This window comes from Kitasatospora cheerisanensis KCTC 2395 (assembly GCF_000696185.1).
In the GTDB taxonomy this organism is placed as follows: domain Bacteria; phylum Actinomycetota; class Actinomycetes; order Streptomycetales; family Streptomycetaceae; genus Kitasatospora; species Kitasatospora cheerisanensis.
On sequence record NZ_KK853997.1, the window covers coordinates 4,165,252 to 4,185,457 of the forward strand.

Annotated in this window: 24 protein-coding genes; 11 read left to right on the forward strand and 13 right to left on the reverse strand. The window is 74.1% G+C overall.

Annotated elements, in window-relative coordinates; genetic code table 11:
- The first annotated feature begins 321 nt into the window (after nt 1-321).
- Entirely contained in the window at nt 322-1,035 is a 714-nt protein-coding gene (locus tag KCH_RS18910; protein WP_244305367.1) for an IclR family transcriptional regulator, read from the forward strand.
- A gap of 183 nt (nt 1,036-1,218) precedes the next feature.
- A complete protein-coding gene (locus KCH_RS18915) occupies nt 1,219-1,647 on the forward strand; it encodes an SsgA family sporulation/cell division regulator (RefSeq protein WP_035864503.1) in 429 nt (142 codons plus the stop codon).
- Between the two features lie 92 nt (nt 1,648-1,739).
- Here the strand turns inward: KCH_RS18915 and KCH_RS18920 are convergent, their stop codons facing one another.
- Nucleotides 1,740-2,114 (reverse strand): phage holin family protein, encoded by a 375-nt coding sequence (locus tag KCH_RS18920; RefSeq protein ID WP_035864505.1) that lies wholly within the window; start codon nt 2,112-2,114, stop codon nt 1,740-1,742.
- 106 nt (nt 2,115-2,220) lie between these two features.
- On the opposite strand from KCH_RS18920, the gene KCH_RS18925 reads away from it, so the two are divergent.
- The 3 genes from KCH_RS18925 to KCH_RS18935 all read left to right on the forward strand — a co-directional run bounded on the left by KCH_RS18925 (nt 2,221) and on the right by KCH_RS18935 (nt 3,615).
- Nucleotides 2,221-2,538 (forward strand): cupin domain-containing protein, encoded by a 318-nt coding sequence (locus KCH_RS18925; RefSeq protein ID WP_035864507.1) that lies wholly within the window; start codon nt 2,221-2,223, stop codon nt 2,536-2,538.
- Between the two features lie 39 nt (nt 2,539-2,577).
- Entirely contained in the window at nt 2,578-3,240 is a 663-nt protein-coding gene (tenA, locus tag KCH_RS18930; RefSeq protein ID WP_035864509.1) for a thiaminase II, read from the forward strand.
- A gap of 174 nt (nt 3,241-3,414) precedes the next feature.
- A complete protein-coding gene (locus KCH_RS18935) occupies nt 3,415-3,615 on the forward strand; it encodes a DUF5326 family protein (protein ID WP_035864510.1) in 201 nt (66 codons plus the stop codon).
- Here KCH_RS18935 and KCH_RS18940 read toward each other — a convergent pair.
- The 8 genes from KCH_RS18940 to KCH_RS18970 all read right to left on the reverse strand — a co-directional run bounded on the left by KCH_RS18940 (nt 3,612) and on the right by KCH_RS18970 (nt 11,006).
- On the reverse strand, nt 3,612-4,517 hold the full coding sequence (locus tag KCH_RS18940; protein WP_084223742.1) for an NAD-dependent epimerase/dehydratase family protein: 906 nt from the start codon (nt 4,515-4,517) through the stop codon (nt 3,612-3,614). The genes KCH_RS18935 and KCH_RS18940 overlap by 4 nt on opposite strands.
- Nucleotides 4,518-4,540: 23 nt before the next feature.
- Complete coding sequence (locus tag KCH_RS43395; protein ID WP_051653212.1) at nt 4,541-4,996, reverse strand: cytochrome P450 family protein; 456 nt, start codon at nt 4,994-4,996, stop codon at nt 4,541-4,543.
- 29 nt (nt 4,997-5,025) lie between these two features.
- The gene (locus tag KCH_RS46090) at nt 5,026-6,690 is read right to left on the reverse strand and encodes an AMP-binding protein (RefSeq protein WP_279635883.1); all 1,665 of its coding nucleotides are present in this window, start codon (nt 6,688-6,690) and stop codon (nt 5,026-5,028) included.
- Entirely contained in the window at nt 6,687-7,202 is a 516-nt protein-coding gene (locus tag KCH_RS46095) for an AMP-binding protein (RefSeq protein WP_279635884.1), read from the reverse strand. The genes KCH_RS46090 and KCH_RS46095 overlap by 4 nt, the downstream gene beginning before the upstream one ends.
- A gap of 28 nt (nt 7,203-7,230) precedes the next feature.
- Nucleotides 7,231-7,971: a glycosyltransferase family A protein gene (locus KCH_RS18955; protein WP_244305368.1), complete on the reverse strand. Its 741-nt coding sequence runs from the start codon at nt 7,969-7,971 to the stop codon at nt 7,231-7,233.
- Entirely contained in the window at nt 7,968-8,975 is a 1,008-nt protein-coding gene (locus KCH_RS18960; protein WP_035864511.1) for a 3-oxoacyl-ACP synthase III family protein, read from the reverse strand. The genes KCH_RS18955 and KCH_RS18960 overlap by 4 nt, the downstream gene beginning before the upstream one ends.
- 151 nt (nt 8,976-9,126) lie before the next feature.
- A complete protein-coding gene (locus KCH_RS18965) occupies nt 9,127-10,620 on the reverse strand; it encodes a flotillin family protein (protein WP_035864512.1) in 1,494 nt (497 codons plus the stop codon).
- A gap of 185 nt (nt 10,621-10,805) precedes the next feature.
- Nucleotides 10,806-11,006 (reverse strand): hypothetical protein, encoded by a 201-nt coding sequence (locus tag KCH_RS18970; RefSeq protein ID WP_035864514.1) that lies wholly within the window; start codon nt 11,004-11,006, stop codon nt 10,806-10,808.
- Nucleotides 11,007-11,283: 277 nt separating this feature from the next.
- On the opposite strand from KCH_RS18970, the gene thiC reads away from it, so the two are divergent.
- On the forward strand, nt 11,284-13,068 hold the full coding sequence (thiC, locus tag KCH_RS18975) for a phosphomethylpyrimidine synthase ThiC (protein ID WP_035864515.1): 1,785 nt from the start codon (nt 11,284-11,286) through the stop codon (nt 13,066-13,068).
- A gap of 196 nt (nt 13,069-13,264) precedes the next feature.
- Here thiC and KCH_RS18980 read toward each other — a convergent pair whose 3' ends face one another.
- Nucleotides 13,265-13,765 (reverse strand): NUDIX domain-containing protein, encoded by a 501-nt coding sequence (locus tag KCH_RS18980; protein ID WP_035864516.1) that lies wholly within the window; start codon nt 13,763-13,765, stop codon nt 13,265-13,267.
- 620 nt (nt 13,766-14,385) lie between these two features.
- Nucleotides 14,386-14,808, reverse strand: coding sequence for a nuclear transport factor 2 family protein (locus tag KCH_RS18985; RefSeq protein WP_035864518.1), 423 nt, complete (start codon nt 14,806-14,808; stop codon nt 14,386-14,388).
- A 121-nt stretch (nt 14,809-14,929) separates the two neighbouring features.
- Here KCH_RS18985 and KCH_RS37490 point away from each other — a divergent pair, with 121 nt between their 5' ends.
- Together KCH_RS37490 and KCH_RS18995 are read left to right on the forward strand one after the other, a co-directional pair.
- Nucleotides 14,930-15,409, forward strand: a complete 480-nt coding sequence (locus KCH_RS37490) for a hypothetical protein (protein WP_051653214.1) — start codon at nt 14,930-14,932, stop codon at nt 15,407-15,409.
- 97 nt (nt 15,410-15,506) lie between these two features.
- The gene (locus tag KCH_RS18995; protein ID WP_035864520.1) at nt 15,507-15,992 is read left to right on the forward strand and encodes a GNAT family N-acetyltransferase; all 486 of its coding nucleotides are present in this window, start codon (nt 15,507-15,509) and stop codon (nt 15,990-15,992) included.
- 29 nt (nt 15,993-16,021) lie between these two features.
- Here KCH_RS18995 and KCH_RS41455 read toward each other — a convergent pair whose 3' ends face one another.
- Nucleotides 16,022-16,282 carry a SecDF P1 head subdomain-containing protein gene (locus KCH_RS41455; protein ID WP_157032107.1) on the reverse strand — a complete coding sequence of 87 codons (261 nt, stop codon included), beginning with the start codon at nt 16,280-16,282 and terminating at the stop codon, nt 16,022-16,024.
- Nucleotides 16,283-16,545: 263 nt separating this feature from the next.
- Here KCH_RS41455 and KCH_RS19005 point away from each other — a divergent pair, with 263 nt between their 5' ends.
- From KCH_RS19005 to KCH_RS19015, 3 genes are all read left to right on the forward strand, one after another.
- Nucleotides 16,546-16,869, forward strand: a complete 324-nt coding sequence (locus KCH_RS19005; protein WP_035864524.1) for a hypothetical protein — start codon at nt 16,546-16,548, stop codon at nt 16,867-16,869.
- Nucleotides 16,826-17,203 (forward strand): hypothetical protein, encoded by a 378-nt coding sequence (locus tag KCH_RS43405; RefSeq protein WP_208865968.1) that lies wholly within the window; start codon nt 16,826-16,828, stop codon nt 17,201-17,203. Before KCH_RS19005 ends, KCH_RS43405 begins: the two co-directional genes overlap by 44 nt.
- A gap of 83 nt (nt 17,204-17,286) precedes the next feature.
- Nucleotides 17,287-18,522, forward strand: coding sequence for a M20 metallopeptidase family protein (locus tag KCH_RS19015; RefSeq protein ID WP_084223746.1), 1,236 nt, complete (start codon nt 17,287-17,289; stop codon nt 18,520-18,522).
- 612 nt (nt 18,523-19,134) lie between these two features.
- Here the strand turns inward: KCH_RS19015 and KCH_RS19020 are convergent.
- Nucleotides 19,135-20,073 carry a hypothetical protein gene (locus tag KCH_RS19020; RefSeq protein WP_051653215.1) on the reverse strand — a complete coding sequence of 313 codons (939 nt, stop codon included), beginning with the start codon at nt 20,071-20,073 and terminating at the stop codon, nt 19,135-19,137.
- Between the last annotated feature and the right edge of the window lie 133 nt (nt 20,074-20,206).

The following is a 20,206-nucleotide window of genomic DNA, read 5'->3' on the forward strand; positions in this document are numbered from 1 at the left end:
TGCCCGGGTGCGTCGCGGGGTGGCGATGGGTGCACCGGCTGTGGATCTTCGATTCACCCGTTCGGGCTGGTCGGGGCCTTGCGAGGAGGTGATCGCGACAGAGGGCGACCTTGGAATCGAAGGCGAATCGCCCGGTGCGTTCTCCATAATGATTGCGGGGATGCCCGCCCTGTGCTGCAATGTCCGACTGCCGGGCGGATTCGGAGCGGACGTCTCCGAATGCCCCTCAGCGCCCGGGGGATGGGGATGACCATGCACCGGACCGGGGAACCCACCGCGCCGCCCACCAAAGGCATACGCGCGCCCACACTGATCGGCTCCGTGCAGCGCGCCCTGCGACTGCTCGAAGCGGTCGGCACCCACACGCAGGGCGCCACCGCCAAACAGCTGGCCCGCTCCGCCGGCCTCCCGCTCGGCACCACCTACCACCTGCTGCGCACCCTCACCCACGAGGGCTACCTGCGGCGCGACGACGGCCGGTTCTACTTCGGCGCCTCGGTGGACGGCATCCGCCGCGCCGACACCCGGCAGTCCGAGCACGCCGACCTGCGCGGCCGGATGGAACGGCTGCGCGACGAACTCGGCGCCGCCGTCTACCACGCGGTCTACCAGGACGGCGAGGTGCGGATGATGGACGTCGTCTCCGGCCCCGGCCAGCCGCCGGTCGAGGAGTGGGCGGACTTCCGCAGCACCGCGCACGCGCACGCCGTCGGACTCTGCCTGCTCTCCCAACTCGGCGCGGAGGAACGGCTCGACCACCTCTCCCGGCACCGGCCGAGCGCCATCACCCCGTCCACCTCCGGAGACCTGCGGGCGGTGCTGCGCCGGCTCGACGCCGTCCGGCCCACCATGCCGGTGCTGGAGCGGCAGGAGTACGCGCTCGGCACGGTCTGCGCGGCGGTGCCGATCACCGTCGGCTCGGTGGTCGCCACGGTGGCGATATCCCTGCCCGTCGAGCAGGGCGACCGACTCGGCCCGGCCGCGGCCCGGCTGCGCTCCCTGGTGGGGGCGATGTTCCCGGCCTTCGTGCGCTGACCCGCCCGGTGTGCTTCGTTCACCATTTGAAAAAGCACACCTTGTCCACATCGCCGCCAAACCTGGACGATGAGGACCGAACGGGGAATCAGGGGACAAAGAACCGACAGCTAACCGATAGATGCCCGACCCCACCGCTCGACCCTCGGCGCAACGGGCGGGCAGAACGAGAGGTACTGGCGCATGCACAGCACGGTCCAAGCCCAGATGGCGATGCACCTCGTGGTGTCGAGCGAGCTCTCCTTCCGCATCGTGGTCGACCTGGACTACGACGGCGACGACCCGTTCGCCGTGCGGTTCACGTTCCACCTGCCCGGCGACCAGCCCGTCACCTGGGTCTTCGCGCGCGAACTGCTGGTCGACGGCCTCAGCCGCGCCAGCGGCGAGGGCGACGTGCACATCCACCCCGTCGGCGAGGAGCTGTCCGAGGTCGACCTGGTGCTGCGCTCCCCCGAGGGCGACGCGCGGATGCGCGCCGCCGCCACACCGCTGCTCGCCTTCCTCGCCCGCACCGACCGGGTGGTGCCGATGGGCCAGGAGACAGCCGGCGGCGAACTCGACCAGGAACTGGCCAGCATCCTGTCCACCACCGGGCACGAGAGCGCGGGCTGACCGGCACCGCGACCGGAACGAGGCGACCGGCCGTCGGACAGCCTCGGGGCGCTGTCCGGTGGCCGGTCGACCGTGGCCCGGGACCGGCCGGCTCAGTCGTCGCCGATGGCCAGGTGCAGGCCCCAGGACACCACGCTGATGATCAGCGAGCCGAGCAGCGCCGACCAGAAGCCCTCGACGTGGAAGTCCAGGCTGAGCTTGTCCGACGCCCAGGACGTCAGCCAGAGCATCAGGGCGTTGATCACGAAGGTGATCAGGCCCAGCGTCAGGATGAACAGCGGCAGCGAGAACAGCTTCACCAGCGGCTTGATGGCGAAGTTGACCACACCGAAGACGAGCGCCACCGCCAGCACGGTGATCGTCTTGTGCTGCCAGTCGTCCCCCGACAGCGTGATCCCATTGACGATCCAGGCGGCGATCCAGATCGCCACCGCGTTGATGAGCGTTTTGATCACGAAATTCTTCATGCTGCGGATGGTGACAGGCCCGCCCCGGTGCGGGGAAGCTCCCCGGAACCCTCGTGTTGTGCCGTGCTGTTGAATGGGCCGGGACCGGGAGAGGAGCCGTGCCCAGATGAAGCTGTTCCGGCTGGACGAACTGGACGCCGAACGCGCCGCCGGCGACGGCGCGTACCTGCGCTTCCTGAAGCAGCCGACGATGTCCGCCGGGCTGTACGCGCTCTCCCCCGGCGACACCGACCCGCAGACCCCGCACGACCAGGACGAGATCTACCTGGTGGTCAGCGGCCGGGCCGAACTGACCGTCGGCCGGGAGACCGCGACCGTCGCCCGCGGCAGCGTGGTGTTCGTCCCCGCCGGGACGGAGCACCGCTTCCACCACATCACCGAGGAACTGCGGGTGCTGGTCGTGTTCTCCCCACCGGAGGACTGACCGCGCCGCATCGAACTCGCAAGCAGGAGAGCAGAGCCAGTGAAACTCACCGACGAACTCTGGGCCGCCATCGAGCCCGTCCACGCCCGGATACTCGACCACCCGTTCCTGGCCGGCCTCACCGACGGCACCCTGCCACGCGCCGCGTTCCGGCACTTCGTCGTCCAGGACTCGCACTACCTGCGGGACTACGCCCGGGCCCTCGCGGTCTGCGCCGCCAAGGCCCCCGGCGAGGACGAGGTGCTGGCCTTCGCCAACGACGCGGTCGGCGCGATCGCCGCCGAGCAGGAGATGCACGCCGACTTCCTGCACGCCTTCGGCGAGGACGCCGCCGCGGCCGCCGCCGAACCCGTCCTCCCCACCACCCGCGCCTACACCAGCTACCTGCTGGCCACCGCGTACGGCGGCTCCTTCGCGGAGGCGCTCGGCGCGGTCCTGCCCTGCTACTGGATCTACGCCCGGGTCGGCGAGGAACTGCTGCGCCGCTCCTCCCCCGACCCGCTGTACGCGAAGTGGATCGCCGCCTACGGCGGGGACGAGTTCCAGGCCGTGGTGCGCCGCGTCCTCGACCTCACCGACCGGATCGGCGAGGAGCTCTCGGCGGCCGAACGGCGGCGGGTGGTCGAGCACTTCACCACCACCTCGCGCTACGAGTGGATGTTCTGGGACGCCGCCTGGCAGGGCGAGACCTGGCCGGTGTGAGCCGGCCCTGAGGGTTCTCCCGGCCCCGGCTCAGGGGCGGATCTCCGGGTTCTCTCCGGGCCGGGAGCCCTCGATTCGGCCTTCCGGCCCGCCTACGATCGAAGTGTCGAGATCGAGGGAGCGGGAACGCAGCCGGAACCACCGGCACCGACCCCGAGGGGAGAAGGTACGGACATGGCCGAGCTCTGGAAGTCGCTGCCCTCGTGGGTGCGCAACATCGTCGTCCCGATCGTCCTGCTGGTGATCGCGTGGAAGGTCTTCTGGGCCGTCGTCGGCGCGGTGTTCAGCCTGGTCGGCTTCGCGATCAACATCCTGGTGCTGGTCGGCATCGCCGCCGCCGTGGTGATCCTGATCAAGAAGGCCGCCAAGAGCTAGGCCCCGCCGGGCAGTTGCCCGGCCAGGTGGGCGAGGTGCTGACCGAGGTCCCGGTCCGGGGTGAACCCCTGGAGCCGGGACTTCGTGGTGTCCAGTACCACCGGCCGGGCCAGCTGGTCCAGCGCGTACCGGGTCACGCCCTCGCGCCGCCCCACCGCCAACCCGGCCAGCCGGTACGGCACATGGAGCAGCCGGGCGCGGACGCCGTGCGCCGCCAGCACCGCGCGCAGCGCCGCGTCCCGCCGGTACGGGGCCCGGTCGGCGAGGTTGTACGCGCCCGGCTCCCAGTCGAGCGCCGCCAGGCAGGCCGCGGCCAGGTTCTCCACCGCCGTCAGGCTCAGCGGCACGTCGCCGCCCGGCAGGGCGAGCACCCCGCGGCGGACCGACGCCAGCAGGCGGGGCACCAGGTGCGGATCGCCCGGACCGTAGACCGCGCGCGGGCGCAGCACGACGGCGCCGGCGGCCACGGCGAGCCGGTCCGCCTCCGCCTTCGTCCGCCCGTACGCGTTCAGGTGGCCGCCGGCCGTCGGGTGCTGCTCGGTCACCGACGAGCGGTCGGGGCGCGGGTCGTAGACGCTGGCGCTGCTCACGAAGACGAACGGGCGGTCGCCGGCCGCGGCCAGCAGGTGCCGGGTCGCCTCGACGTTGACGGCGCGTTGGATCCGCTCCTGCGGGGAGCCCGGCGGGTGGTCGCCGACGGCCGCCGCGCAGTGGATCACCGCGTCGGCCCCGGACAGGTCGGGGACGTCCGGGGCGGTGGCGTCCCAGGGCAGGTGGGTGCCGTGCCGGGACGGGCGGCGGCCGAGGGCGAGCACGCGATGGCCGCGGGCGGTGGCGAGGGCGGCCAGGTGGCTGCCGCAGAAGCCGGTGGCACCGGTCAGGGCGAGAGTCGGCAGGGGCACGGGGCGGCTCCGATGGTGCGGGGTCAGGGCGTGAGGAGGCAGTGGCGGTAGGAGGGGAGGGCGCTGCGGGGGTCGGGCACGGTGCGCAGGACGCGGGGGCGGAGCGGGGCCAAGGCCCGCAGCAGCTCGGCGAGTTGGGCGCGGGCGAGGGAGGCGCCCGGGCAGGCGTGCCGGCCCAGGCCGAAGGGCGCCTGGGTGGCGAGGCCCGGGTCGCCGGACGGGGTGTCGCGGTGGGCCTCGGCTGCGTGCCGGGCCACCAGCAGCAGGCGGTCGCCGCGGCGGATCCGGTGGCCGAGGACGGTGGCGTCGGCGGCGGCCACGCGGGGCAGCACCGGGGAGGCGGCCGTCAGCCGGAGCAGCTCGGCGGCCAGCGCCTCGGGGTCCGTGCGGGCCTGCTCCCACCGCCCGGCGCGGGCGCACCAGGCGACGGCGCGGGGCAGCGCGGCCAGCGTGGTGTTGACGGCGGCGACCGCGAGCATCGCGTCCCGGGGGTCGGGCAGCAGCGCCGTCAGGCGGTCGGCGGCCCGGCGGGCCGGCGGTCGGCGCCCGGGCGGGGCAGCAGGGACGGCAGGTGGGTGCGGGCGGTGGTGGCGGCGGCGTGTTCGGCGGCACGGGCGAGAGCGACCGGGTCGGCGGTGCTGGCGGTGAGGGCGGCGGCGGTGGCGCCGGCCAGCCGGCGGACCACGGGGACCAGGTCGACGGGGCCGGAGCCGAGCGGGACGGAGAGGCCGTCAGAGAGGATCCGGTGCCAGTGCGGGCGCAGCTCGGCGATTCCTGCGGAGCCCAGGAGGGACGTCAACTCGCGGCGCGCACCCCGGTGTTCGGGGCCGGACTGGTCGAAGAGCAGGCCGCCGCCGGTGAGCCGGGCGGCGGTGCCGCCGGTGGTGTGCTCGGCGGTCCGGTCGAGGGGGAGGCGGGTGAGGATCTCGCGGTACGCGTCGGGGTGGTGGACGAGGACGGTCCGGCCGAGACGGAGGAGCGGGCGGTGGCGGGTGGCCGCGAGCAGGGCGAACAGCACGGGGTGGCTGCGGAGGTAGACCGTGCGGTCGGCGGTGCGGGCGGTCACTTCGGGCTCCGGGGGTGGGGGACGGGATCGGAGTGGTGGGGGCGGGGTCAGGGCGGGGACCGGAAACGTCGTGGCCGCATCGCGCCCCGCTGGTCGCCAGCGGCCCGGCGCCGCCGTTCCCCGGGCCCTGGGGGCTTCGCCTCCGCCGGGGCCGGGGGCGTCAGCGGGACTTGGCGAGTTGTCGGGCGCAGTAGTGGGCGGCGGCCGGGCGGTCGGGTTTGTGGGAACGGCCGGTGAGGGGACGGGGCCGAGGAGGAGCGCGTCGGGGCGGGCGGAGCCCATCCGGGCGAGGGGGGTGCGGAGGGCAGCGCGGAGGCGGTGGGGGTCGGCGCCGGGGCGGGGCTGGACGAGGGCGACGAGCTGTTCGTCGCCGTCGGGGGCGGGGACGCCGACCAGGACGGCGAGTTCGACGTCCGGCAGGTGCAGGGAGGGCTCGTACAGGCCGGGGTAGATGTTCTCGGCGCGGCGCAGCACCATGTCCTTGAGGCGGCCGGCCAGCACGATCCGGCCGTCGGGGTCGAGGCGGGCGCGGTCGCCGGTGCGGACCCACGGGTCGGGGGATTCGCCGAGGTAGCGGTCGCGGGCGGCGGGTGCGGCGAGCAGGAGTTCGCCGTCGGCGGTGAGCCGGGTGCGCACGCCCGGCAGGGGGTGGCCGAGGAGGTCGCCGGGGCCCTGGTGGGCGCTCTTGTCGGCCTCTTCGACGGCGGCGGCGGGAAAGAGCTCGGTGAGCGCGTACACGCCCCAGGCCTCCGTCGCGCCGGCGGCCTTCGCCCGGCGGAGCAGGGTGGCGTCTGCGGGGGCGGAGCCGGTCCAGACCCGGCCGGTCAGGCGGGTCAGGGGGCGGAGTTGAGGGGGCGTCAGGTAGGTCTCGTCCGGGGTGAGGCGGTCGATCTGGCGTTGCAGGGTGCGGCTGCGGCGGGCCGGCAGGGCGACGGTGGCGCCGGCGGCGAGGGCCGGGACGAGGACGAAGGTGGTGCCGCCGAGCACGGTGCGGCCGGGGCGGGGCCGGACCAGGGCGTCCACGGCGCGCATGCCGGCGGCGAGCGAGGCCCGGGTGTGGACGACGGCGCGCGGGGCGGAGGTGGTGCCGGAGGTGAAGACGATCACCGCGTCGCCGTCGCCGTCGTACGGGGCGGGCGGCGCGGCCGGGTGGTCGCCGAGGGCGCGGGCGCAGCCGGGGTGGCGCGGGCCGACGGTGGCGACGGGGCGAGGGTGTGCAGCGGCGGCAGTTCGAGGTGGGCGCGGCGGGTCAGTGGGCGGGCCCAGCCGGCGACGGCCTGGGCGGCGGCGTCGGCGAGGATCAGGGCGGGCGGGGCGAGGGCGAGCCGGGCGCGCAGCACGTCCGGTCCGGCGGCCGGGTCGAGGACGGCGGTGCGCAGTCCGAGGCGGTGCGCGGCGAGCAGGACGGCGAGTGCCCGGGGGCCGGGCCGGACGGCGATGCCGAGGGTGTCGCCCGGTCGCAGGCCGTGCCGGTGGTGCAGGGCGGCGGCGAACCGGTCGGCCCGGTCGGTGAGTTCGGCGCAGCGGGCGAGGACGCGCGGGGTGCCGGAGCGGGTGCTGCCGAGCAGGGCCGGGCGCGAGCCGCCTTCGCGCAGGGTGCGGTCGAGCTGGTCGAGCACGGTCGGGACTCCTTGGGAGGGGGCGGGTTCAGCGGACGTCGACGGAGCGGTGGCCGGCGCCGCGTTCCAGGTACCAGCGGGCGGTGCCGCGCAGGCCGTAGGCGCGGATGCGGCGGGTGGAGTTCTGGACCACCATGTCGCGGCGGTGCACGATCGCGGTGCTGATCAGGCGGATCTGGTTGATGAAGGCGCGGTCGGTGGGGGAGGGCCGGCGCGGCATGCCGCCGGAGTCGAGGTACAGGTCGGCGGTGATGGCCATGTTGTTGCCGGCGTGCATCCGGTAGGGCGTCAGGTAGCCGTGCCGGCGGCGGTGCGCGGGGCGGATCCGGCCGAAGAACGCGCCGAGGGCGACCAAGACGCGGAACACGGTGCGTCCGATCGGGCCGTGCTCGTCGCGCCGGGCGGTGACCCGGCCGCAGACCAGCCCGCCGCAGGCGAGCATCCCGGCCCGGGCGGCGGCGGTCCAGCCGGGTTCGGGCAGGCAGTCGGCGTCGGTGCGGGCCAGCAGGGTGGCGCCGTGGTCGATGGCGTGCCGGAAGCCGGTGTCGACGGCGCAGCCGACGCCCTTCTGCGGTTCGACCAGCAGCTCCACCGGGAACGGGGCCCGGTCGGCGAAGGCGAGGACCTGCTCGCGGGTGGTGTCGGTGGAGCCGTTGTCGATCACCAGCAGGGTGAAGTCGCGGTCGTGCTGCCCGGCCAGGGCACGCAGCGTGGCACCGATCCGGGCCTCCTCCTGGTAGGCGGGGACGATCACCCACAGCGCGGTCACGACTTCTCCCAGACCATCGTCATCAGGCTCACCCCGCCGCCGAGGCCGACCATCAGCACCCGCTCGCCCGGCTCCAAGTCGCCGCATATTCGGTCGAGTTGGATGCCGATGGTGGCGGAGGCCAGGTTGCCGAGCTCGGGCACGGTGACCACCAGCTTGTCGTCGGGCACCCCGGTCAGCTCCACGAACCGCTCCAGGTACGGCAGCGTGACCTGGTGCACCAGCACCCGGGCGTAGGCGTCCCAGCCGAGGCCGGTGCGGCGGGCGACCCGGGTCAGGATGTCCGCGCCGATCTGTTCGAACACCCCGCGCAACTCCTTGCCGCCGCCGCGGAAGTAGCTCCACTCGTCGCCGCGCGGATGCCGGGAACCGCCGCCCGGGATGCCGCCGACCTCCCAGTGCTCGGACGCCGTCTCGGTCTCGACGTCGAGGATGCCGCCGCGCTCCACCCGCTCCACGACCACCGCCGCGCCGCCGTCGCCGAAGGTGTAGCCGGCGAAGCCGTCGCGGAACTCGGCGAGCCCGGACGGGTCGCGGCGCATCGCCCGGCTCGGCGTCTCGCCCGTCACCACCAGCGCCCGGCGGGCCCGCCCGGCCAGGATCATCGCGCGGGCGGTGTCGATGCCGTTCAGGAAGCTGTTGCAGGCGTTGGACAGGTCGAACGCGTGGGCGCGCGACCCGAGTTCGGCCTGCACCAGGTGCGCGGTGGCGGGCTCGCAGACGTCCCGCGAGGCGGACGCGAACAGCAGCAGGTCGATCTCGTCCGGCCCGATCCCGCGCGCCGCGAGCGCCCGGCGGGCCGCGCCCAGGCCGAGCGTGGAGGCGTACTCGTCGGGCCGGGCGAAGCGCCGGGTGCGGATGCCGGTCGCCTTCTCGAACATGCCGTCGGGCAGCGGCAACCGGGCGCCGGCCGCCACCTCGTCCTGCAACTGGCGGGAGGTGACGGTCTGTTCGGGCAGGTGCGAGCCGGTCGCGGTGATCCCGACGCGAGGCAGGAGGTCCATGGCTCGATGCTGGCGCGGGCCCGCCGCGGGGGCGTGAGTACGGGTACTCACGCCGGGCCGGGGAGTACGGAGGCCGGACCTGGGTCCGCCCGGGGAGGGAAGCCCCTCGCCCGGGCGGACACTGACAGGACGTGCCGGAGCCGTACCGGAGTTACTCGGCGTCGGCCTGGATCGGGATGACCTGCGCCGGGGCGGCGGCGGCCTTGCCGGCCGCGGCGTTCTCGGCGTCCCCGGCGACCGGGGACATCGCGGTCAGCAGCTGCCGGGCCAGCCCGAGGCCGGTGCCGCCCATGGTGAGCGCCTTGGCGAACATCTCGGACATGCCCTCGGCGCCGTTCAGCAGCACCATGTGCTCGACGTTGCCGAACGCGTCCGCGCCGGCCCGGACGATCGCCGGCCAGTTCTCGGCCAACTGCTGGGCGACGACCGCCTCCTGGTTCTCGGCCAGCGCCGCGGCGCGGGCCTTGATGCCCTCGGCCTCGGCCAGGCCCTGCGCCCGGGTGGCCTCCGCCTCGGCGAGACCCTTCGCCCGGGCCGCCTCCGCCTCGGCCAGGCCCTTGGCGGCCTCGGCGGCGGCCTGCGCCTCACCGGTGGCCCGGGTGGCCTCGGCCGCGGCCAGACCGCGCGCCCTGGTGGCCTCGGCCTCCGCGGCGGCGGCGACCTTGACCCGGTTCGCCTCGGCGGCGGTCTTCAGCTCGGTCTCCCGGGCGAGCGCCTCGGCGGCGGAGATCCGGGCGTCACGGTCGGCCTCGGCCTTGGTGCGGGTCTCGTACGCGCGGGCGTCGGCGGGCTTGCGGACGTCCGCCTGGAGCTGCTGCTCCTTGCGGTGCGCCTCCAGCTCGGCGACCTTGGTCTCCTGGACCACGACCTCCTGCCGGGCGGCGGCCTGCGCGAGCGGGCCGGCCTGCAGTGCGCGGGCCGCGGCGGTGTCCATCTCGGCCTGGTAACCGGCCTGCTGGATACCGGAGTTGCGGGTCGCCTCGGCCTTGCGGGCGAAGGCCTCCTGCTCGGCCTCGGTGGCCCGGCGGTCGGCCTCGGCGGCGGCGATGCGGGCGTCGCGCTGGACCGCCGCGGCGTGCGGCGCGGCCAGGTTGGTGATGTAGCCGGTCGGGTCCAGGATCTCCTGGATCTGCAGCGAGTCGATGATCAGACCGAGCTTCTCCATCTCGATGCCCGAGGCGGAGCGGGTCTCACCGGTGAGCCGCTCGCGGTCCCGGATCATGTCCTCGACGGTCAGCCCGCCGACGATGGAGCGCAGGTGGCCGGCGAACACGTTGTGCACCCGCTGGCCCATCATCTTCTGCTGGTCCAGGAAACGCCGGGCGGCGTTGGCGATCGACGCCGGGTCGTCGCCCACCTTGAAGATCACAACCCCCTTGACGTGCACGGGAATTCCCTGCGACGTCACACACTCCACGTCCAGCGCGGCCTCGTTCAGGTCCAGCGACAGCCGGCGGACCGCCTGGACACCCGGCACCACGAAGGTCCCCCGACCGGTGACCACGCGGAAGCCGAGCCCCTCACCGTGCTTGGAACCCGAGATGACCAGGGCCTCGTTCGGCTCGGCGACCCGCCACATGAGCTTGAACAGGACGATCAGAAGAACGACGCCGCCGACGGCGGCTCCAACGATGCCGATCAGCATCGGCAATCTCCCCCTTCAGGGCACACCGGCTCCGTGCTGCGCTTGGGTTGTGCAGATCTGGCGCGGAACCCGGTGGCAGCCGCATTCTCCGCCGGAACCGATCACGGGGGAAGAGCCGGGACGGTGGGAACTCTCACTGTCCCGAAACTGTTGCGACAGGTTTGCGGAGCTGCCCTGACGTGCAATCAGAAGGGCTCGACGTAGACGGTCCGCGGTGGCTGGTATTCGACCACGACCACCATGGTGCCCGGCTGCAGGGGCTCGCCCGGGGTGGCCCGGTACGCCAGGAACGCCTCGCTGCCCAGCCGTTCGGGAACGTTCACCATCACCTCGCCGACCAGCCCCGCGCCGATCCGCCCCGTCACCCGTCCCACCAGTCCGATCACCCGGACAATTCTCCCACCCCGGACGGGGCGTGAACAGCTCCGCCCCGCGCGGGAGTTGCCCGCCGGGCGCGATCCGGCCCCGGTGACGCGCCCTGGACCGGGGCCGCCCGGTGCCCTACGGTGAGGAACCGAACGCAGGCGGACGACGCCCGCGCGGAACGGGAGCTCGGAGCACCGGGCTGAGAGGGCGCTGACGGTACGCGGACCCGCGGACCACCTGCTGCGCCGACCGCAGGAACCTGACCGGGTAATGCCGGCGTAGGGAGTTGAAGGTCCGATGACCGAATTTTCTGAGCACACGTCTGCCCGCGAGTCCACCGCCGCGGCGGGCTATCCCACCCCGGCCTGGCGCAAGGCCTACCGCCAGGGCAGCCGCCCCGACCTGCGGGTCCCCTACCGCGAGGTCGAACTGACCGACGGCCGCACCGTCCCGCTGTACGACACCTCCGGCCCGTACACCGACCCGTCCCACGCCACCGACGTCCGGCGCGGACTGCCCGCGCTGCGCGACGCGTGGATCCGGCAGCGCGGCGACGTCGAGGAGTACGAGGGCCGGCAGTCCCGGCCCGAGGACGACGGCATCAAGCACACGGCCCCGCGCGGCGGCGACCTGCGCAACCTGGACGCCGTCTTCCCCGGCCGTCCGCGCCGCCCGCTGCGCGCCCGCGACGGCGTCGCCGTCACCCAACTCGCCTACGCCAAGCGCGGGTTGATCACGCCCGAGATGGAGTTCGTGGCCCTCCGGGAAGGCCTGGAGCCGGAGTTCGTGCGCGAGCAGGTGGCGCGCGGACGGGCCGTCATCCCGGTCAACGTGAACCACCCCGAGATCGAACCGGCCATCATCGGCACCGACTTCCTGGTGAAGATCAACGCCAACATCGGCAACTCGGCCGTCACCTCCTCCATCGAGGAGGAGGTGGAGAAGATGACCTGGGCCACCCGCTGGGGCGCCGACACCGTCATGGACCTCTCCACCGGTCGCAACATCCACACCACCCGCGAGTGGATCCTGCGCAACTCGCCCGTCCCGATCGGCACCGTCCCGCTCTACCAGGCGCTGGAGAAGGTCGACGGCCGGGCCGAGGAGCTCAGCTGGGAGGTGTACCGGGACACCGTCGTCGAGCAGTGCGAGCAGGGCGTCGACTACATGACCGTGCACGCCGGCGTGCTGCTGCGGTACGTCCCGCTCACCGCCCGCCGCAAGACCGGCATCGTCTCGCGCGGCGGCTCGATCATGGCCGCCTGGTGCCTGGCGCACCATCAGGAGAACTTCCTGTACACCCACTTCGAGGAGCTCTGCGACCTACTGCGCGCCTACGACGTCACCTTCTCGCTCGGCGACGGCCTGCGGCCCGGCTCCATCGCCGACGCCAACGACGAGGCGCAGTTCGCCGAGCTCACCACCCTCGGCGAGCTCGGGCGGATCGCCCGGGCCAAGGACGTCCAGGTGATGATCGAGGGCCCCGGGCACGTCCCGATGCACAAGATCCGCGAGAACATGGACCTCCAGAAGGAGATCTGCGACGAGGCCCCGTTCTACACGCTCGGCCCCCTCACCACCGACGTCGCGCCCGGCTACGACCACATCACCTCCGGCATCGGCGCCGCGATGATCGCCTGGTGGGGCACCGCGATGCTCTGCTACGTCACCCCCAAGGAACACCTGGGCCTGCCCAACCGGGACGACGTCAAGACCGGCGTCATCACCTACAAGATCGCCGCGCACGCCGCCGACCTCGCCAAGGGCCACCCCGGCGCCCAGGCCTGGGACGACGCCCTCTCCGACGCCCGGTTCGAGTTCCGCTGGGAGGACCAGTTCAACCTGGCCCTCGACCCCGAGACGGCCCGCGCCTTCCACGACGAGACCCTCCCCGCCGAACCCGCCAAGACCGCGCACTTCTGCTCCATGTGCGGCCCCAAGTTCTGCTCGATGAAGATCAGCCACCAGATCCGCGACGAACACGGCGGCGAGGCCGAGCAGGCCGTGCTGGCCGGCATGGCCGAGAAGTCCGCCGAGTTCGCGGCCCACGGCAACCGCGTCTACCTGCCGCTGGCCGACTGACGACCACCACACCGGCACCGCCGCCCCGGGAGGAAGAGGGGGCCTCCCGGAGCGGCGCCGTGGTGCCCGTGATCAAGAGGTAGCCCCTGGAGACTGCGAGGGGGAAGCCGTCAGCAAGACCTGCCGAGCCCGTGCTGCCAAGCTCACTGCGACACGGGCAAGTCGGCGAGGCGGAGTGGTCGGCGCTGGCGGGCGCCTACTCTCGCCAGGAGTCGAGTGAGACGCTCGGCCCGTTCTGGAGGTAGCTGGCAAGGGCAGTGCCAGTCGTGGAGACGAACTCCGGCGGAATGGCGTCGGTGCTCACCCATGAGACTTCCGAGTGCTTCTCGGGCTCCCCATTGCTGAGGGTGCCCGACCACTCGTGCGCGGCGAACACTACGGTCAGGAAGCCGTTGGGCGCCTCGACGCCTCGGGCGCCGTGGATGACGTGCACCAACTGCAAGTCATCGGGGGCGACTACGAGTCCGGTTTCCTCGTTGAGCTCGCGCACGGCAGTCTGGGTGATGGGCTCGCCTGGCTCGCTCTTGCCGACGGGCAGGTCCCACATGCCTCGGGCGAACTTGGCCTTGGGGCCGCGTCGCAGGAGAGCCACCCGCTGCGTCGCGCGGTCATGGACGATCACGGCGGCGACCAGCAGTGTCATCGACTCCGTGGCGGGCTTGAGCGCGGTGGACTGGTCGGCGGTTGTCTGGGCCACGTACTTCGGTCCCTTCCGGCGGTGCGGCTGTCAGGTCAGTGCCTCGCGTGCGCGGCGTTCCAGGTCAATGGCCCCTGGGACGCCGCGTCTACGGTAGATCGCCAACTGAGGGCGAATCGAACCAATCGCCTTTCTGGCGCGGTCCGAGGTCCTGCCCTCCATGAGGTCGAGAGCTTCCCCCGGTTCCGGCGTAATTGCACCTGGTCAACCGCCACTCAACGGGCCTTTTGCCTCAGGGAAGACGCCGTGTGCGCTGGTACGGAGCCTGCGCGGGAGCTACGGGGGACCAGTCCGGACGTACGGCCCTCAGCCATCGGCCTTGAACCTGCGTCACGTGTGACCGTTGCTGCCTGGTCCCGCTTCGGTGCGGGTCCTGTTCTCCCGCCTCTCGTTGTCGCGCCGCCAGCGGAGCCGAGCTGTGCGCGCGCGGACTCCGGGAGGATGCCGTCGGCTGGTCGCGGGCGGCGGGGCAGATCAGCCGGGCGCGGGACGTGTTCTACGCCTGCGCGCGACCCGACCTCGGCATCGCGGGGCCGCCACCGCCCTCGGGCCGCCGGCCTCGGACGTGGCAGCAGCCCGGACCTCGGTTGTGTCGTGCCCACCGCCGTGCTGACGGGTGGTCAGGCGGTGGAGCCGAAGATCATGTGGTGGCCGCGGGCGGTGTCCAGGTACTCGCGGACGCGGTGGATCAGGCCGTCGCGGAGGTGGAAGACCAGGCAGTAGTCGTTGGCGTAGTGCTTGCCGTCGGCGAGGGTCGCGGTCATGGTCTCCTCGACGACGACCCGGTCGCCGTCGGCGTGGAAGCCGTGGAAGGTGACGGTGACGTCGCGGACGAACAGGCGGGGGAAGTCCTCGGCGAGGAAGCGGGCGATGGCCTGCCGGCCGATCAGGTGGCTGGGGCAGTCCAGGGCGAGGGCCGTGGCGTTGCCGGGCGGGGCCAGCCACTCGGCGTCCTCGGTGAAGACGGCGGCGATCCGGTCGGCGTCGTGGCTGGCGAACTCCTTCCATGCGTGCTGGACGAGGTCGCGGCTGTGGGATGGCATGGACGCGAGGCTAGGCGGACGCGGGCTCCCGGACCGGCGGGTTTCGGACATGGTCAACCGGGTCCGGGGGTGGCCGGAATTCGTTCGCGTACGGCCGCCGGGGCGGTGCAGACTGCTCGACATGACAGAGCGTGAGGAACTGCCCGCCGAGCCGCTGGAGTGGTGCGTGGCGGCCAACGTGGCGAGCCTCACCGTCCACGGGCCGGGCGGCGAGGACGTCCGGGCCGGGCTCAAGCACTTCGCGCCGGGGGCCAGGCTCTGGGTGTTCCCGCCCCGGTACCAGGGTGACGACGAGCGGCTCCAGGTGGTCGGCGTCCACCGCGGGCGCGGGGCGCGCCACATCAACATGATCGTCTTCCGGCGGCACCTGGAGAACTTCCGGATCAAGCCGCTGTACAGCCCCGCGGTGCAGCGCGCGAAGGGCAGGAACTACTGGAGCTGGAACCGCGTGTGGTGCTGTCCCGAGGTCACCCGCCCCTGGGTCGACCGCTGGAACCTGCTCGCCCAGGGCACGCCGTCCGAGGAGTTCCCGCCCTGGCCGGTCCGCCGGACCTTCTCGCCCGCCGAGACCTGCCCGCACGGCGGTGACGGCTCCGCCTGACTGCTCCGTCTGACCGCGCGGGAGAGCCGTTCGGCGGGCCTCCCCCGCGACGGGTACGGCGCGGATACTGGAATCTCCTGACGGGGGTGGTGCGGTGATGACCGAGATCAGAATCGGCCTGGCGGTACGGGCGTTGACCGAGGCGGACCTGCCGTCCTGCGGCTGGTCCGGGGACGCCATGCACGTGCGCCAACTCGCGGCCCAGCTACGGCGGATGGCGGCCGGCGAGATCGACTACCTGGCCGCGTGCACCCCCGCGGACCTACCGGTGGCGCTCGGCGGCATCGACTACACGGCGAGCCCGGGCGCCGGAACGATCTGGCAGCTCGGCGTCCACCCCGCACTCCAGTCCTGCGGGATCGGCACCTTCCTGATCCGCACCGCGGAGCAGCGGATCACCGCCCGCGGCCTGACCCGCGCCGAACTCGGCGTCGAGGACGACAACCCCCGCGCCCGCGCCCTCTACGAACGGCTCGGCTACCGGCCGTTCGGCCGCGAGCCGGACTCCTGGAACGTGGTGGCGGAGGACGGCTCGATCCGCCGCTACGAGACGATGTGCACCCTGATGCGCAAGGAGCTCTGACGGGGCGTTCGGCGCTTCGGCGCCGTCGGTCAGGTGGTGGGGTGGAGGCCGGCCGGGAGGTCGGTGGTGGCGAGTTGGGCGGCGAGGGTCTCGGCCTGGGTGCGGGTGAAGCTGCCGCTGATGACGGCATCGCCGCCGCTGATGGGCTCGCGGACGGCGGGGCTGGAGACCACGGCGCCGTCGATGACGATGGCGAACTGGTTGGCCGGGTCGGGCTGGGGGCCAGCCGGGTGGTGAGGGCGGTGAAGGCGGTCGCGCCGGCGGGGGTGAAGGTGAGGTTGATCAGCCACTGGGTCTCGTAGCGGGCGGTGCTCGCGGCGATGTCGGCGCCCTTGAGCGCGGCCGGTCCGAGCGCGAACTTCGTGGCGGGCTGCTGGGCGGAGCCGGCGGTGCTGCAGACGACGGCCGGAGCGGCGGGGTCGGCGGGCCGGGCCGGGGCCGAACAGTTCAACGCCTGGTACTGCGCGACCAGTTCGGGCGGGAGACCGTTGGGCGGGGTGGGGCTGTCGGGGAGACCGGAGGCGAGGACCGGGCGGAACTCCACGACCAGTTGATGGGTGAGGGCGTCGACGTGGTCGGCGACCGGGCCGGCGGCGGAGAGGGAGAGGGTGCCGCCCTCGGTGCTGACCCGGGGGTTCTTGAGGCCGAGCAACTCGGCGCGGTGGCGAAGCTGCTCGGCGGCATGCCGGAGTTCCTCGACGGACATCGGACGGTCCGCGGCGAAGTTCACCGCCGTCCGCTTCGGGCCGTCGGAGCCGCACCCGGTGACGGCGAGTCCGGCGGCGAGCAGGGCGGCCAGGGAGACCAGGGCGCGGGCGCGGATCGGTGGCGTCATGGCAGCCATTGTGGCAGCCGGACGGGTGGTGCGGGCGGGTAAAGGGAAGTTCAACCAGCCGGAAAATCAAGGGAGTTGGCGGAGTTCGACCCCGGTGGGTGAGCCGCTGCGCGGCCGGTGCCGAGACCACCTGGACGGTGTCGACGCCGGGCAGGCGGAGGTGGGCGAAGCCGCCTTCGAGGGCGTGGTCGGCGCCGGCGGCGCGGTTGACGGTGGCGCCGGTGGCGCCGAACCCGCCCGCCGGCTGGTCCTGCCGATGGACGGCGCGATCGTCACCGCGCTGCGCGAGGGCAGCGCCGCACCCGCCGCCGAGGCCCGGTCGATCGCCGCCGCGCTGCTGGCGGCCCCGGCGCCGGAGCCCGCCGCGGCCGCCTGATCCGTGCGCGTACGGGCCCGGAACGCCATTCCGGGGACAGGATGTGAGGGACCGTCCGCTACCGCCCAGCCAGGAGGCGCACCATGCCGGCCGACGTCCACCCCGGGCCCGAACCCGACCCCGCCCTCGACGGGCTGCGCCGCGCGGCCGCCGCGCTCCGGCCCGAACTGGTCGCCCTCCGGCGGGAGCTGCACCGCCACCCCGAGATCGGACTCGACCTGCCGCGCACCCAGGCCCGGATCCTCGCCGCGCTGGACGGCCTCCCGCTGGAGATCACCCTCGGCGAGCGGCTGACCTCCGTCACCGCCGTGCTGCGCGGCGCCCGGCCGGGCCCGGCGGTGCTGCTGCGGGCCGACCTGGACGCGCTGCCCGTCCAGGAGGACACCGGCCTGCCGCACGCCTCCGCGGTGCCCGGCGCGATGCACGCCTGCGGGCACGACCTGCACGCCGCCGCGCTGGTCGGGGCGGCCCGGCTGCTCGCCGGGTGCCGCGAACTGCTGTGCGGCAGCGTGGTGTTCATGTTCCAGCCGGGCGAGGAGGGGGACGGCGGGGCGGGCCTGATGATCGAGGAGGGCGTGCTGGACGCGGCCGGGGAGCGGGTCGTCGCCGCCTACGCGCTGCACGTGGCCGCCGCGCTGCTGCCCGCCGGGCAGGTGGCCGGCCGGCCCGGCCCGATCATGGCCGCCGCCGACCGGCTGCGGGTCGCGGTGGTCGGCCGCGGCGGGCACGGGTCGAGCCCGCACCTGGCGCTGGACCCCGTCCCGGCGGCCTGCGAGGCGGTGCTGGCGCTGCAGAGCATGGTCACCCGGCGGTTCGACGCCTTCGACCCGGTGGTGCTGACCGTCGGCAGCTTCCACGCGGGCACCGTCGACAACGTCATCCCCGACCGGGCCGAATTCGCCGCCACCGTCCGCTCGTTCTCGCCCGCCGCCCGGGAGGCGGTGCTGGAGCAGGCCGTCCGGGTGGTGCGCGGCATCGGCGAGGCGCACGGCTGCCGGGTCGACGCGGCGGTCGAGCCCGGCTACCCGGTGACGGTCAACGACCCGGGCGAGGCGGCGTACGCGGCCCTGACGGCCCGTCGGCTGATCGGCGCGGAGCGGTACCTGGAGCTGCCCCGGCCGCTGGCCGGCTCGGAGGACTTCGGGCTGCTGGCCGCGCACGTCCCCGCCGCCTACCTGGTGTTCGGCGCCTGCCCGCCCGGCGCCGACCCGGCCGCCGCGCCCTACAACCACTCCGCGCAGGCCCGGTTCGACGACGCCGTGCTCGGCGACGCGGCGGCGCTGCTGGCCGCGCTGGCCCTGGGGCGGACGGGCGGCTGAACGGCCGGAGTCACAGCGCGCGGGCGGCCCCGCCGTCGATCCGGATCGACTCGCCGTTGATGTGCGCCGCGCCCTACCCTGGACGACGCGACCGCTCCGCTCAGTCGCCGTCCCGGCGCGGCCGGCCCTCCTCGTCGGTGAGGCCCTCGGGTCCGGGGCTGGTGAAGTCGGGTGGGGTGTAGCCGAGGCGGTCGGGGTCGGGTCGGCCGTCGGCGTCGGTGAGTTGTTCGGGTCCGGGGCTGGTGAAGTGGGGGCCTTCGGTGCGGCGGCGGCCCTGGTCGTCGGTGAGGCCGCGGGGGCCGGGGCTGGTGAAGTCCGGGCTGTGGTGGTCGGGTGGGGTGAACCCGGCAAGGCGCGGCCTGCCCTGGTCGTCCGTCAGTCCTTCGGGGCCGGGGCTGGTGAAGTCGGGTGGGGTGTAGCCGAGGCGGTCGGGGTCGGGTCGGCCGTCGGCGTCGGTGAGTTGTTCGGGTCCGGGGCTGGTGAAGTGGGGGCCTTCGGTGCGGCGGCGGCCCTGGTCGTCGGTGAGGCCGCGGGGGCCGGGGCTGGTGAAGTCCGGGCTGTGGTGGTCGGGTGGGGTGAACCCGGCAAGGCGCGGCCTGCCCTGGTCGTCCGTCAGTCCTTCGGGGCCGGGGCTGGTGAAGTCGGGTGGGGTGTAGCCGAGGCGGTCGGGGTCGGGTCGGCCGTCGGCGTCGGTGAGTTGTTCGGGTCCGGGGCTGGTGAAGTGGGGGCCTTCGGTGCGGCGGCGGCCCTGGTCGTCGGTGAGGCCGCGGGGCCGGGGCTGGTGAAGTCCGGGCTGTGGTGCCCAGGCCCGGTGAACCCGGCCGGGCGCGGCCCGCCCTGATCGTCCGTCAGCCCCTCGCGGCCCGGGCTGGTGAAGTCGGGGCTGGCGTACGCGGCCCGGCTGAAGCCGGGGCGGTGCAGGTCGGGCGGGGCGGTGCGGGGGCGCGGGACGGCGGCGAGCCCGGCGGAGTGGTGGTCGAGCAGCCAGGGCAGCAGGGCGCGTTCGCGCAGCGCGGCGTGCCAGGCGGCCCGGGCCTCGGCCAGCTCGGCGTGCTGCTGCGGATCCGCGTCGGGGCCGCCGGAGGCGTCGCGCAGCGCGGTGAGGACCAGCCCCGCGCCGCCGATCAGCAGCGCGGCGGCGGCGACGGCCAGCGCCAGCAGGCCGGCCGTCACGGTGGAACGGCCGAGCGCCAGCCCGGGCGCGGCGGCCCGCAGCAGCCAGCCGAGCAACAGCAGGACCAGCCCGGCCCCGCCGGCCAGCACCGGCGTCAGCACCGTCAGCACCGGGAACAGCCCGGCCCCGGCGGGCGGCGCGCCGTCCGGCCGCTCGGCGAGGGCGGTGCGCAGCGCCAAGTAGTGCGCGTACTCGGCGGCGGCGGGCGCGGCGACGGCGTCGGCGTCCGCGAGCGCCTTGGTGTGCAGCTGTTCGGCGGTGAGGTGCGTGCCTGGCGCGGCCAGGGCCTGCCGGACGGTGGGGTCGCGCAGCGCTTCGTCGAGCAGGCGCGCGAAGTCGGCGCGGTCCTCGGCGAGCAGGCGCGGCGGGTGGCTCATGGGTACCCCGTTCCGCGAGGTGGACGGAAGGTCGCAGGCCTCGATGGTAGGGGTGCGCGGGAGCGCGCCGACAGGCTCTTTCCGGAACTTCAGTGCGCTCAGTTCCCTTGCGCGGCCGTACAGTTGTTCAGTT

Bases quoted from the DNA above. Each gene is read 5' to 3' on its own strand.
- KCH_RS18915 (WP_035864503.1), top strand. From the start codon at position 1,219: ATGCACAGCACGGTCCAAGCCCAGATGGCGATGCACCTCGTGGTGTCG.
- KCH_RS18920 (WP_035864505.1), bottom strand. From the start codon at position 2,114: ATGAAGAATTTCGTGATCAAAACGCTCATCAACGCGGTGGCGATCTGG.
- KCH_RS18925 (WP_035864507.1), top strand. From the start codon at position 2,221: ATGAAGCTGTTCCGGCTGGACGAACTGGACGCCGAACGCGCCGCCGGC.
- KCH_RS18935 (WP_035864510.1), top strand. From the start codon at position 3,415: ATGGCCGAGCTCTGGAAGTCGCTGCCCTCGTGGGTGCGCAACATCGTC.
- KCH_RS43395 (WP_051653212.1), bottom strand. From the start codon at position 4,996: ATGCTCGCGGTCGCCGCCGTCAACACCACGCTGGCCGCGCTGCCCCGC.
- KCH_RS18960 (WP_035864511.1), bottom strand. From the start codon at position 8,975: ATGGACCTCCTGCCTCGCGTCGGGATCACCGCGACCGGCTCGCACCTG.
- KCH_RS18965 (WP_035864512.1), bottom strand. From the start codon at position 10,620: ATGCTGATCGGCATCGTTGGAGCCGCCGTCGGCGGCGTCGTTCTTCTG.
- thiC (WP_035864515.1), top strand. From the start codon at position 11,284: ATGACCGAATTTTCTGAGCACACGTCTGCCCGCGAGTCCACCGCCGCG.
- KCH_RS18985 (WP_035864518.1), bottom strand. From the start codon at position 14,808: ATGCCATCCCACAGCCGCGACCTCGTCCAGCACGCATGGAAGGAGTTC.
- KCH_RS37490 (WP_051653214.1), top strand. From the start codon at position 14,930: ATGACAGAGCGTGAGGAACTGCCCGCCGAGCCGCTGGAGTGGTGCGTG.
- KCH_RS18995 (WP_035864520.1), top strand. From the start codon at position 15,507: ATGACCGAGATCAGAATCGGCCTGGCGGTACGGGCGTTGACCGAGGCG.
- KCH_RS19005 (WP_035864524.1), top strand. From the start codon at position 16,546: ATGGGTGAGGGCGTCGACGTGGTCGGCGACCGGGCCGGCGGCGGAGAG.
- KCH_RS43405 (WP_208865968.1), top strand. From the start codon at position 16,826: ATGGCAGCCATTGTGGCAGCCGGACGGGTGGTGCGGGCGGGTAAAGGG.
- KCH_RS19015 (WP_084223746.1), top strand. From the start codon at position 17,287: ATGCCGGCCGACGTCCACCCCGGGCCCGAACCCGACCCCGCCCTCGAC.
- KCH_RS19020 (WP_051653215.1), bottom strand. From the start codon at position 20,073: ATGAGCCACCCGCCGCGCCTGCTCGCCGAGGACCGCGCCGACTTCGCG.